Source organism: Aeromicrobium sp. P5_D10, from assembly GCF_054049535.1.
Genome location: NZ_JBFUME010000008.1, coordinates 1 through 11,653, shown reverse-complemented (window position 1 = coordinate 11,653; position 11,653 = coordinate 1). Strand labels below are relative to the sequence as shown.

At 65.5% G+C, this 11,653-nt stretch carries 12 protein-coding genes; 7 read left to right on the top strand and 5 right to left on the bottom strand.

What is annotated here, in order from left to right:
* A complete protein-coding gene (locus ACXJKC_RS15480) occupies window positions 1-711 on the bottom strand; it encodes an APH(3') family aminoglycoside O-phosphotransferase (protein WP_456697637.1) in 711 nt (236 codons plus the stop codon).
* Between the two features lie 165 nt (window positions 712-876).
* On the opposite strand from ACXJKC_RS15480, the gene ACXJKC_RS15475 reads away from it, so the two are divergent.
* Window positions 877-2,607, top strand: a complete 1,731-nt coding sequence (locus ACXJKC_RS15475) for a glycine-rich protein (protein WP_456697636.1) — start codon at window positions 877-879, stop codon at window positions 2,605-2,607.
* A gap of 92 nt (window positions 2,608-2,699) precedes the next feature.
* On the opposite strand, the gene ACXJKC_RS15470 is transcribed toward ACXJKC_RS15475, so the two are convergent.
* Complete coding sequence (locus ACXJKC_RS15470) at window positions 2,700-3,605, bottom strand: 1,4-dihydroxy-2-naphthoyl-CoA synthase (protein ID WP_456697635.1); 906 nt, start codon at window positions 3,603-3,605, stop codon at window positions 2,700-2,702.
* Between the two features lie 52 nt (window positions 3,606-3,657).
* On the opposite strand from ACXJKC_RS15470, the gene ACXJKC_RS15465 reads away from it, so the two are divergent.
* Window positions 3,658-4,041, top strand: coding sequence for a DUF4180 domain-containing protein (locus tag ACXJKC_RS15465; RefSeq protein ID WP_456697634.1), 384 nt, complete (start codon window positions 3,658-3,660; stop codon window positions 4,039-4,041).
* Window positions 4,042-4,099: 58 nt separating this feature from the next.
* Window positions 4,100-4,981, top strand: coding sequence for an SDR family oxidoreductase (locus ACXJKC_RS15460; RefSeq protein WP_456697633.1), 882 nt, complete (start codon window positions 4,100-4,102; stop codon window positions 4,979-4,981).
* Window positions 4,982-4,994: 13 nt separating this feature from the next.
* Here ACXJKC_RS15460 and ACXJKC_RS15455 read toward each other — a convergent pair whose 3' ends face one another.
* Window positions 4,995-5,639, bottom strand: a complete 645-nt coding sequence (locus ACXJKC_RS15455) for an amino acid-binding protein (protein ID WP_456697632.1) — start codon at window positions 5,637-5,639, stop codon at window positions 4,995-4,997.
* Window positions 5,640-5,694: 55 nt separating this feature from the next.
* On the opposite strand from ACXJKC_RS15455, the gene ACXJKC_RS15450 reads away from it, so the two are divergent.
* Entirely contained in the window at window positions 5,695-6,036 is a 342-nt protein-coding gene (locus ACXJKC_RS15450; protein WP_456697631.1) for a DUF3817 domain-containing protein, read from the top strand.
* 230 nt (window positions 6,037-6,266) lie between these two features.
* On the top strand, window positions 6,267-6,989 hold the full coding sequence (locus ACXJKC_RS15445; protein WP_456697630.1) for a hypothetical protein: 723 nt from the start codon (window positions 6,267-6,269) through the stop codon (window positions 6,987-6,989).
* A gap of 260 nt (window positions 6,990-7,249) precedes the next feature.
* Here ACXJKC_RS15445 and ACXJKC_RS15440 read toward each other — a convergent pair whose 3' ends face one another.
* Window positions 7,250-8,140, bottom strand: a complete 891-nt coding sequence (locus tag ACXJKC_RS15440) for a LysR family transcriptional regulator (protein ID WP_456697629.1) — start codon at window positions 8,138-8,140, stop codon at window positions 7,250-7,252.
* Between the two features lie 70 nt (window positions 8,141-8,210).
* Here ACXJKC_RS15440 and gabT point away from each other — a divergent pair, with 70 nt between their 5' ends.
* Both gabT and ACXJKC_RS15430 read left to right on the top strand, forming a co-directional pair.
* Window positions 8,211-9,545 (top strand): 4-aminobutyrate--2-oxoglutarate transaminase, encoded by a 1,335-nt coding sequence (gabT, locus tag ACXJKC_RS15435; RefSeq protein WP_456697628.1) that lies wholly within the window; start codon window positions 8,211-8,213, stop codon window positions 9,543-9,545.
* Window positions 9,542-10,975, top strand: coding sequence for an NAD-dependent succinate-semialdehyde dehydrogenase (locus tag ACXJKC_RS15430; protein ID WP_456697627.1), 1,434 nt, complete (start codon window positions 9,542-9,544; stop codon window positions 10,973-10,975). The genes gabT and ACXJKC_RS15430 overlap by 4 nt, the downstream gene beginning before the upstream one ends.
* Window positions 10,976-11,074: 99 nt before the next feature.
* Here the strand turns inward: ACXJKC_RS15430 and ACXJKC_RS15425 are convergent.
* A partial coding sequence (locus ACXJKC_RS15425; protein ID WP_456697626.1) for an aldehyde dehydrogenase family protein occupies window positions 11,075-11,653 on the bottom strand: 579 nt, incomplete at its 5' end.

Genomic DNA, 11,653 nt, shown 5'->3' with positions numbered 1-11,653 from the left:
TCAGAAGAACTCGTCGAGCAGCCGGTAGTAGTCGCATTTCTCACGGTCCGGCTCGATGCCGTACCCGGCCAGATACGCCTCGACCGCTCCTGGACTGAACTGGTCGTTGTCGGGATCGTCGAGAGATCGGGTCAGCAGAGCAAGGTCCGTCCACCGATCCGCCACACCGAGACGGCCGGCGTCGATCACGCCGGTGACCTCCGCCGACTCGGGGTCAAGCAGGACATTGGGCAGACTGAGATCGCCGTGACAGACCACGAGGTCCTCGCTCTTGGGCCGCCGACCGAGCAATTCCTCCACCAGTAGGTCCCGGCTCCAACCCGTCCGCTCCGGGTCCAGGTCGTCCAGATCGACATCAGCTTCCAGCGCTTCCGGGATCACCGCAGCAAGCCGCCGGTCGAAGGGACACGCTTCGATCGGGAGTGCGTGAATGTCTGCAGTGAGGCGTGCGAGTGCGGCGACGACACGCGGCCGCAGGGCCTCGGGCCATGGATCGTCTGCGGTCAGCCCTGGCACAGCCCGCGTCACGATCAACGAGCGTCGGCTCTCCAAGACCTCCGGCGCGGGGATGTCGTGCATCCGCAGCCACGACAGGCGCTCTGCCTCGAGGCGGAGGTCCTCCGACTCGTCCGCGGTCTGCTTGCGGAAAACATCACCTGCTCGGGTGACCAGGGCCCCGGATCGGCCCGTCGTAACCGGCTCCCATGGCATGGCCCCAGCATGCCACCATCGCAGCCAAGCACTCTTCTCGCTGAGCGTTGAGCTGGTTCTTGGCATTCGGGACCGCCCGACCCCATCGGCGAATAGAGTTGTTCCGCCCATCACCTCGTCGTCCGTCGGCCTGCTTTCGCCGCCGCAAAGCCAGGAGTAGTCCGAATGACCCTGCCCTTCCTCGTGCCCACTGTTGCCCGGGTCACCGCCCTCGCCCTCGCGGCCAGTGGACTCGCGCTGGTCGGCGCTTCGCCGACGTCCGCCGCGCCGACCACCTTCCCCAACACCAAGCACTTCGAGCCCGCCGCCAGCACCGAGTGGACCGTTCCCCCCGGCGTGACCTCGATCGACTTCGTGGCGATCGGCGGCCGCGGGCTCCGCAATGCAACCGGCGTCAGCGGAGGTCTCGGCGTCAAGCTCGCCGGAAAGATGACCGTGACCCCCGGTCAGAAGCTCTACGTCACCACCGCCGGAAACGGCGACACCGGCGGCGGTGGTGGCCAAGGGGCCGGCTACAACGGCGGCGCCGCCGGAGGAAACTTCGGTTCGCTCAACGGACGCGGTGGCGGCGCGTCCGACATCCGGTTCGCCGGCAACGAGCTGACCGACCGGAAGCTGGTGGCCGGTGGCGGTGGCGGGGCCTACCCGGGCCAGAACGAAGGCAAAGGTGGCGGTGGCGACGCCGGGCTGGCAGGCGAGGGCCAGAGCGGCAAGCCCGGCGACACCGGCTACTGCACCAATACCGCGACCGTGGCTCACGGCGGCAGCCAGACCGCGGGCGGCGCGGGCGGCGACGCCGTCGCCAATGTCTGCATTCCCGGAAACATGCTCAACGGCGGGGTCGGCTCCTCTGGCGTCCTCGGTGCCGGCGGCACAGGAAAGATCGCCGTCTCAGGTAGCTCCGGCGGTGCTGGTGGCGGCGGGGGCTACTACGGCGGCGGAGGTGGCGCGTCCCAGGCCGGCGGCGGAGGCGGCTCGTCATACGTCGACACCTCGGTGTTCACCCTCACGACCAACGAAGTGACCACCGAAGGACCCGGCGTCTCGTTCACGTACGAGACCCTGCCGGGCAGTTTGTCCGTGGGTGACGGCTACTTCGACATCGCGGTCGGCGGTCCGTCCTACGTGCTCTTGTGGATGGAGCTGCGCGACCAGGCCGACACTCCCATCTCCGGGCAGGACTTCACGTTCAGCAGTACCAATCCCGCCGTGACCTTCACCGAGTTCACCAAGGGGTCCGGCCACTACTCGGTCAAGGTCATGGCCGGTCCCACGGCCAACGTCGGTCCTGTCACCGTGACCGCGCATGCCGCCGGGCTCTCCGACAGCACAACGTTCAACATCACGAAGGGCACCCGCAAGGTCGCCATCACCTCGTCACCCCCAGGCAACCCCTTGGCTGGTGGCAGCTATCAGGTGGCGGCATCCGGAGGCACGCCGCAGACGCCGATCAAGTTCACCACCGGTTCGTCGCGCTGCACGGTGTCGGACCCGCGCAACGGTTCGGCCCGGGTCACGTTCAAGAATGTCGGCGCCTGCGTCATCACGGCAGCGCGTGGCACCGATCCCAACTTGTTCGACACGCCGCCCGTCAGCCAGACCGTGACGGCGTACCGAGGTCCGCAGGGCACGTTGGCGTTCGCGGCCAAGGCCAAGAAGCCTGTCGTCGGAGGCAAGTACCAAGCGCGCACCAAGGGCAGCCCGTCCGGCATGCGTGCCAAGTTCACGACGCTGACCTCGTCGTGCCGAGTCGACGCGAAGGGCTTGGTGAAGTTCCGCAAGGCCGGCACCTGCGTCCTGACGGCCACCCAGACGGGCAACGCCGACTACTACCCGTCCAACACCGCGATCCAGGTCATCAACGTGAAGAAGAAGCCGAAGAAGAAGCGCCGCTGACCCCGCGAGTCCACCTCCCCGCTGAGCGGTGCGCTGGCGTCCACGTGGCGCAGGATCTTGGACGCCAACGCACCGCCCTCAGCTGAGGGAGCTCAGTAGTACCAGGGATATTCGGAGAAATCGGGATCGCGCTTCTCCAGGAACGCGTCGCGCCCCTCCTGGGCCTCGTCAGTCATGTAGGCCAAGCGGGTTGTCTCGCCAAGGAGCACCTGCTGGCCGACCAGTCCATCGTCGATCAGGTTGAACGAGTACTTGAGCATGCGCTGGGCGGTCGGCGACTTCGCGTTGATCTTGCGGCCCCACTCCAGCGCTTCGGCCTCAAGCTCGGCGTGCGGGACGACCTTGTTGACCATGCCCATGCGATGGGCGTCCTCGGCGGAATACTCGTCGCCGAGCAGGAAGATCTCGCGGGCGAACTTCTGGCCGACCTGCCGGGCGAGGTAAGCCGACCCGAAACCGCCGTCGAACGAACCGACGTCGGCATCGGTCTGCTTGAACTTGCCGTGCTCCCTGGACGCGAGCGTCAGGTCGGCGACGACGTGCAGGCTATGACCGCCGCCCGCCGCCCAGCCGTTGACAACCGCGATGACGATCTTGGGCATGAACCGGATGAGGCGCTGGCACTCCAGGATGTGGAGCCGGCCGAGCTTGCCCTTGTCGACCGTCTCGGCGGTGGCACCGTCTGCGTATTGGTAGCCGACCTTGCCGCGGATGCGCTGATCGCCGCCGGAGCAGAACGAGTGCCCGCCGTCCTTGGACGAGGGACCGTTGCCGGTCAGCAGCACGCAACCGACGTCCGACGACGCCCGCGCGTGCTCGAGCACCGACAACAGCTCGTCGACCGTGTGCGGCCGGAATGCGTTGCGCACCTCGGGTCGGTTGAACGCGATGCGGACTGTTCCGTGATCGACGGCGCGGTGGTACGTGACGTCGGTCAATCCCTCGAATCCGGGGATCTCTTTCCAGGCGGTCGGGTCGAAGATGTCAGAAACGGTCATGGGCGTGAGGGTATCGCGCCCGCCGACCGCGCCTGCTGGGTATCGTCTTCGCATGACCGCTGAGCACCTCGTCACCGTGTATGGAACGACCGTGATGCTCTGCGCACCCGACGGCTCGCCGATCGCGGACGCCAGCAGCGCCACTGATGTCATCGGTGAGGCATTGGGCGAGCGTGCCGAACTGGTCGCGATTCCTGCCGAACGTCTGGTCCCCGAGTTCTTCGATCTGCGGACCGGTGTCGCCGGCGATATCGCCCAGAAGTTCGTCAATTACCACGTGCGTCTCGCGATCGTCGGAGACATCTCCGGTCACCTCGACACCAGCAAGTCACTCAGCAGCTGGGTCACAGAGTCCAACCGCGGGACGGACCTGTGGTTCTGCACGACGTTCGACAACTTGCGCGAGCGGCTCGACCGACGGCACAAATCCCGGTAGTCGCGTCTATGTGACATCAGCACTGGCACATTCCAGATACCGACGGTATGTTGATGCCATGACTTTGAAATTTGCCGGATCTGTCGCACTCATCACGGGCGCGGCGCGCGGTATCGGTGCCGGCGTCGCTCGCGAATTCGTTGCTCAAGGTGGCAAGGTCGCTCTCGTCGGCCTCGAACCCGATCTGCTGACGGCTCTCGCGGCCGACTTGGGTGACAGCGCCGCCTGGTGGGAGGCCGATGTGCGCGACGGCGCCGCGGTCGAAGCCGCAATCGACGCCGCCGCCCAACACTTCGGCCAAATCGACTTCGTGTTGGCGAACGCGGGTATCGCGTCGTACGGCACGGTCCGCCAGATCGACGATGCCGCATTCGAGCGCGTGGTCGACATCAACGTCAATGGCGTGTTCCGCACCCTCAAGTACGCCACCCCGCATCTGGCGAAGAGCCGCGGCTACGCGCTCGTCGTCGCATCGCAGGCCTCGTTCACCCCGCTGGCCGGACTGGCCTCCTACAACGCGAGCAAGGCCGGTGCCGAGTCGCTCGGACTCGCCTACAAGCAGGAAGTCGCCCACTTGGGCGTGGCTGTCGGCATCTGCCATCCGTCATGGATCGACACAGATATCGTCCGCAACGCCGAAAGCGATCTGCCGTCCTTCCGCGAGACCCGCAAGAGACTGCCCTGGCCGGCCAACGGCACCACGAGCGTCGAGGAGTGTGTGTCGCTGATCCTCGCAGGGTTCGCCAAGCGCAAGAGCCGGGTCTACGTCCCGGGCAAGGTCGGGGCGTCCAACTGGACCAAGGCGCTCGTGAACTCCCCTGCCGTCTGGCCGATCTTGAGGAAGATCGCGGTCAAGACCGTCCCTCAGATGGAGTCCGAGGTCGACGCGCTGGGACGGTTCCACCACGCCCACGTCCCGGGGACCGCACCGAAGGCCTGACGGTTTACCACCGTCATACGGTTTGGACGCTCGCTGCGAGCGAAACCATGTGACCGAGGCGGGCGACCTCCGACGGCAGGAACTCCGGACCACCGTGGCGACCGACGACAACCACGAAACCGTCACCGCGGCGATCGCGTGCCGGAGACGCGGCGAGCACCGTGGAGTCCCAGGCCGGCACTTCACGCAGCACCTTGGCCTTACGCAGACCCAGCCAGTCGGCTGCCTCGGCGACAAGCTCAGGCGCCGTGGACGACGTCGCCATGACGTGCATCTGGCCATCGACCCGATCCAGCGCCATGGCCCAATCGGTGCGGAAGGTCTCCGGAATCACCTCGATGAGCCGCTCTATCGCACGCGCCGGATCGTCGGTGAACCGTTCGACCGCCTCGAGGTCCATACTCAGATTCGCTCCGGCGTTATACCGCGAGATCCAGGCGACTTTGACACCTTCAAGACGATGGCACGCCGTGATCAGAGCGTCAGGCATGACCTGGGGCGGCAACTCCAACAGCACGTCGTCGACGACCAAGCCGTCGGCTCGACGCTCCACGATCTCGATTGCCTCGATGTCGGCGCCCGCACTACCGAGAGCAGTTGCCAGCGCTCCCAGCGATCCGGGCACGTCGGGCAGTTCGACGCGCAGCAGGAAAGCCATAACGTCATTGTCACCGGCCCGTGTTGCGTTTCTGTTACCCGGGTAGCGTGTGGGCGTGAATCCCTCGATCGTCCGCACCCTGTTTCGTGTCGTAGCCATTGCCGAAGCCATCTCCTGGCTCTTGCTGTTGCTGGCCATGCTCTGCAAGTGGATCCTCGAGACCGAACCCTTCGGACTCGCAGAAGGCGGAGTCCCCACCGCCGGTCCGATCCACGGCGGCATCTTCGTGGCATATGTCGTGATGTGCGTTGTCGCCTACTTCACGTTCAGGTGGAATGTGAAGACCGCCCTTCTGGCGCTGGTCTCGGCCATCCCGCCATTCATGACCCTGTGGTTCGAGCTCAAGGCTGATCGCGAGGGTCTGCTCCGACCCGCCGCCGCGCGCGCTACTCCCTAGCTTTCAGCTGTGCGATAGAGGCCCCGCTGCCAGAAGATTTGTGGGACCATCGGCGAATGTCCGCTGGCGACGAGTCTGCCCTCCCCTGCTCCAGATCAGCCTTGGACAAACTTGGACAGCGTCTCGCTGACGATGGGGAGCCAAGCGACAGTAATCGAGCTCTTCTTCGATCGGTACTGGCAGCGTACGACGTCGTATTGGCCGAGTCCGAAGAAAGGGTTAGACATATCGTGGCCGGCTTTTCATCCGGCGGACCAACCCTTGGAATCGCGACCAGGGTCAAGACCACCGGCACCATCCGCGAAAAGCTCCGTCGACAGGCGGGGATGGGCCTCAAAGGAATGCAGGACATCGCCGGCATACGCATTGCCGGAGACCTAAGTCGCGGCCAGCAGAACGAACTCGGCGCGGCTTTGTTGAACGAGTTCTCCGGGACTACCCGTCCTCCGCGACTTTCCGATCGGCGTGTTGAACCTTCACACGGATACCGGGCGCTACACGTCATCGTGGTGGTGCACGACCTGCCGGTGGAGATACAGATTCGCACCGCAGGACAAGATGCTTGGGCTCAGCTCATCGAAAAGCTGGGCGACGTCTGGGGCCGGGGCATCCGCTATGGCGAGCCCCCACCACACCCGACAAAGTCAGCATTGGGCGAATTGACGCGTGAAGGATTGCTCCGATCGCTGATGCAGTTCAGCGACGCCCTGGAAGCCGACTCAGTGGCCGGGCTCGAAGACGAGGCCTTTGGTGACCAGCTGGCAGATCTTGAGCGACGCCTCCAACAAGATCCCGACGAGCTCGGCCCGGACGTTGACTCGAAAGCTATGCTGGAAGAGGTTGACGATATGAAGGCTCGCGTTCTTCAGCGGACGCAAGAACGGTCCGAACGGCAGGACGAATTGCGAAAACTACTCAATTCTCTTGCAGATGCGTCAGGAGGTTGGAGCTGAGATGAACTACTTTCTAGTTGTCTACGACCGCTCGTCTGGAGCATCGACAGTCCGAAGGACTTTCAGTTCACAGGACCGCCCTCATGCCATGCAACTTCGTTTCGAGCTCGAGGATGAGTTCAGAAACGACCCCAACATCGAGATTGTGGTGCTGGGAGCCGACTCACAAGACAGTCTGATGCGTACACATTCGCGCTACTTCAAGAGCGCACAGGAAATGATCCTCGAGGTAAATTCCCACAAGTAGCGAGTCCTGGCCTTCAGGGCGGCGCCACGTCCGCGCCGTAACGGACGATGCAGAACTCTCGCAGCCTGGCGGCCAGGCCGACCATCGTCGCCGCCGCGTGGTGACTCGGCTCCCAGGCAGCGAACAGCTCGATCCTCAACGGTCCGTCCCGGCCGATGATCTCCAAGGGGTGCAGGTCGAACCGCGGATCGTCGGAGACCACGGCGACGCCGCGTCCTGCCGCGGCGAGCGCCTGGGCGACCTGCGGATTGCTGCAATCGACGACATGCTCGGTCGACAGAGCTGCGGCCTCCAGTGCGGAGTCGAGAATCTGTCGCGGTTTATATGTCCGACTGAGCGCCAGGATCGTCTCGGCCGCGAGCTCAGCGATCGGCACGGCGTCGCGACGATGCCACGGGTGGTCCGGGCGCACGTAGGCCCACACCGGCAACACCGCGACCGCGGCTCTGGCCAGTGACGCGGCCGGCGCCTCGGTCGCGAGCGCGAGATCTGCGCCCCGCCGTAGCCAGTCATAGGCCTCACTCGGATCGGACTCCAGCACCGTCGGCATCGGGTCGTCGGCCTCCAAGGTCGCGAGGAACGGCGCGATGACGTCGGTCAAGGTCGTGGTCGGCGTGGCGATCGTGAGACGTTCGAGCCGGCCGGCCGCATATGAACGAGCCGCGTCCTGCGCTCCCCGCGCCCGCCGCAGCACGTCCTCGGCATGCGGCAGGAATGCACGTCCCGCAGCACTGAGCCGCAGCCGGCCCGCCGACCGTACGAACAGGTCGACCCCCAGATCGCGCTCGAGTTGCCTCAGCTGCCGAGAGATCGCCGGCTGGGTCACATGGACGACGTCCGCAGCAGCGCTGACCGACCCGGAATCGGCCACCGCCACGAAGTATCCAAGCGTTCTCAGTTCCATGCCTAGTAAGCATAGCCTCGATCAAAATTGAGTATTGGACGGCATAGGACTAGCGCGGAACAATAGGGGTATGAGCGCCACTATCGAACAACGTCGTCAACTCGTCACGGCCCTGCCCGGGCCCCGCTCCGTCGAGCTGATGGCTCGCAAGAACGCCGCGGTCGCGGCCGGGATCGGGACCACGATGCCGGTGTTCGCGGTCGAAGCCGGCGGCGGAATCGTCAAGGACGTCGACGGCAACTCGCTGATCGACCTGGGGTCCGGCATCGCCGTGACGTCGGTCGGCAACAGCGCTCCCCGCGTCGTCGAGGCCGTCCAGGCGCAGGTCGAGGCCTTCACCCACACCTGCTTCATGGTCACCCCGTACGAGGGCTACGTCGCCGTCGCCGAGCAGCTCAACCGGCTGACGCCCGGTGATCACGAGAAGGTCTCGGCGCTGTTCAACTCCGGCGCCGAAGCCGTCGAGAACGCGATCAAGATCGCCCGTGCGCACACTAAGAAGCAGGCCGTCGTCGTCTTCGACCACGCCTACCACGGTCGCACCAACCTGACGATGGCCATGACGGCCAAGTCGATGCCCTACAAGAGTGGCTTCGGCCCGTTCGCGCCCGAGGTCTACCGTGCGCCGCTGTCATATCCCTACCGCGACGACAAGAACATCGACGGTCAGGCCGCCGCGAAGCGTGCGATCAACGTCATCGAGAAGCAGATCGGCGCCGACAACCTCGCCGCCGTCGTGATCGAGCCGATCCAGGGTGAGGGCGGCTTCATCGTCCCCGCCGACGGCTTCTTGGCTGCGATCGTCGACTGGTGCACCGTCAACGGCGTCGTGTTCGTCGCTGACGAGGTGCAGACCGGATTCGCCCGCACCGGCGCGATGTTCGCGTGCGACCGCGAAGGCATCGTGCCCGATCTGATCGTGACCGCGAAGGGCATCGCCGGCGGCCTGCCGTTGTCGGCCGTCACAGGTCGCGCCGACATCATGAATGCCTCGCACGTCAGCGGTTTGGGCGGAACCTACGGCGGCAACCCGCTGGCCTGCGCTGCGGCCCTCGCCACGATCGAGACGATCGAGGCCGACGGACTGATCGACCGGGCACTGGAGATCGAGCGGCTGATGCTCGACACTCTGAACCGGCTGCAGGCCGACGATGACCGTCTCGGTGATGTTCGCGGTCGCGGCGCCATGATCGCGGTAGAACTCGTGAAATCGGGTACCGACGAACCGGACGCCGATCTGGCCAAGAGCATCGCGAGCAGCGCTCACCAGCAAGGCGTGATCGTCTTGACGTGTGGAACCTACGGCAACGTGCTGCGATTCCTGCCACCTCTGGCCATCGGCGACGATCTGCTGACCGAGGCGCTCGACATCCTGATCAACCTCTTCAAGGAGACTGCACAGTGACCACTGACGTGTTCATCAACAATGAGTGGCTGGCCAGCGAAGGTGGCGAGTTCGACGTCGTCGACCCCGCGACCGGCGAGGCCTTCGCCCAGTCCTCCAACGGCACCGAAGCCGACGCCACCGCTGCGGTCGATGCTGCCGCTGCGGCTCTGCCGTCGTGGCGCAAGGTCGCACCGCGCGAGCGTGCCGAAATCTTGCGTCGGACGTTCGAGCTCATGATCCGCGACCGGGATGAGCTCGGTGCGCTGATCGCTGCCGAGAACGGCAAGTCGCTGTCCGACGCGATCGGCGAAGTCACGTACTCGGCGGAGTTCTTCCGCTGGTTCGCAGAAGAGGCTGTCCGGATGGGCGGCGACTACGGCACCGCGCCCGCCGGTGGCACCCGTACGCTCGTCACCCACCATCCGGTCGGTGTCGCAGCGCTCGTGACCCCGTGGAACTTCCCAGCCGCGATGGCTGCCCGCAAGATCGCCCCGGCCCTCGCGGCCGGTTGCACCGTCGTGCTCAAGCCCGCCTCGGAGACTCCGCTGACGGCCTTCGCGATCGCCAAGCTCATGGTCGAGGCCGGTGTGCCCGCCGGCGTCGTCAACATCGTGCCGTCGCGGTCGGCATCGAAGATCGTCGGTACCTGGATGGCAGACGAGCGGGTCCGCAAGATCTCGTTCACGGGCTCGACCGGAATCGGCCAGATGCTGCTCAAGCAGGCGGCCGACCGGGTCATCAACTCGTCGATGGAGCTGGGTGGCAACGCCCCGTTCATCGTGACCGAGGACGCCGACATCGACGCAGCCGTCGCGGGTGCCATGATCGCGAAGTTCCGCGGCGGGGGCCAGGCGTGCACCGCGGCCAACCGGCTGTACGTCCATGCCGACGTCGCCGAGGAGTTCACGGCCAAGCTCGGCGCCAAGGTCGAGGCGTTGACTGTCGGTCCGGCCAGCGAGGGTTCCGACATCGGCCCCTTGATCAATGCCAAGGCGGTCGACGAGATCACGGCACTGCTCGAGGACGCCGTCGCGGCGGGCGCGAAGATCGCCCACCAGTCGCCGATTCCGTCCGACAGCAAGGGCTTCTACTTCCCCCCGACGGTCTTGGTCGATGTTCCGGCCGACGCCTCGGTCGTGCAGGAGGAGATCTTCGGTCCCATCGCGCCGATCGTCACCTGGACGTCGGACGATGAGGTCATCGCGCTGGCCAACGGCACCGAGATGGGTCTTGCCGCCTACGTCTTCGCCGGGGAGTTGCAGCGCGCGATCCGCTTGAGCGAGCAGGTCGAAGCCGGCATGGTCGGCGTCAACCGCGGTCTGGTCTCCGATCCGGCGGCGCCGTTCGGTGGCATGAAGCAAAGCGGTATCGGCCGCGAGGGTGCCCGGGTCGGCATGGAGGAGTTCCAGGAGACCCAGTACATGAGCATCGCCTGGCCCGAGGCCTAATCCAGGGGTGGTTTCGAGGCTACGACCGCAAGCGGCCTCCGCACCTCAACCAACGGTGGTTGAGGTGCGGAGCGAAGCGGAGCCTCGAAACCCATGGGGTTAGTCGGCGATGTAGAACATCCGCTTGTTGACGAACTCGTCCATACCCAACGGGCCGAGCTCACGGCCGAAACCTGAGCGCTTGACCCCGCCGAACGGAATCTCAGCACCCTCACCGGCGGTCGTGTTGACGTTGGCCATGCCGACCTCGAGCCGCTGCGCCAACGACTCCGCCCGCTTCGGATCGGCGCTGAACACCGAACCACCCAAGCCATAGGCCGTGTCATTGGCCAAAGCCAGAGCCTCCTCGTCAGAACCGACCCTGTAGACCACGGCGACCGGCCCGAACAGCTCTTCGGAATACGCCCGCATGTCCTTGGTGATGCCGGTCAGCACCGCCGGCGAGTAGAACGCCGCCGGCCCCTCACCCAACACACCGCCGGCATGCAACGTCGCACCCTTATCGACCGCGTCCTGCACCTGCTCGGCCAATGACTCCGCGGCTGCACGTGACGACAACGGCGAGAACGACTCCAGCGCCAGTGCCTTCTCGGTCAACTTCCCGACGAAGTCGTCGAACAGGTCCTCCATCACGATCATCCGCTTGTTGGAGTTGCACGCCTGCCCCGTGTTGTACAT

What these genes read in the sequence shown, in the direction of transcription:
- ACXJKC_RS15470 (WP_456697635.1), bottom strand. Translation starts at nt 3,605, where the DNA reads ATGACCGTTTCTGACATCTTCGACCCGACCGCCTGGAAAGAGATCCCC.
- ACXJKC_RS15460 (WP_456697633.1), top strand. Translation starts at nt 4,100, where the DNA reads ATGACTTTGAAATTTGCCGGATCTGTCGCACTCATCACGGGCGCGGCG.
- ACXJKC_RS15455 (WP_456697632.1), bottom strand. Translation starts at nt 5,639, where the DNA reads ATGGCTTTCCTGCTGCGCGTCGAACTGCCCGACGTGCCCGGATCGCTG.
- ACXJKC_RS15440 (WP_456697629.1), bottom strand. Translation starts at nt 8,140, where the DNA reads ATGGAACTGAGAACGCTTGGATACTTCGTGGCGGTGGCCGATTCCGGG.
- ACXJKC_RS15480 (WP_456697637.1), bottom strand. Translation starts at nt 711, where the DNA reads ATGCCATGGGAGCCGGTTACGACGGGCCGATCCGGGGCCCTGGTCACC.
- gabT (WP_456697628.1), top strand. Translation starts at nt 8,211, where the DNA reads ATGAGCGCCACTATCGAACAACGTCGTCAACTCGTCACGGCCCTGCCC.
- ACXJKC_RS15465 (WP_456697634.1), top strand. Translation starts at nt 3,658, where the DNA reads ATGACCGCTGAGCACCTCGTCACCGTGTATGGAACGACCGTGATGCTC.
- ACXJKC_RS15475 (WP_456697636.1), top strand. Translation starts at nt 877, where the DNA reads ATGACCCTGCCCTTCCTCGTGCCCACTGTTGCCCGGGTCACCGCCCTC.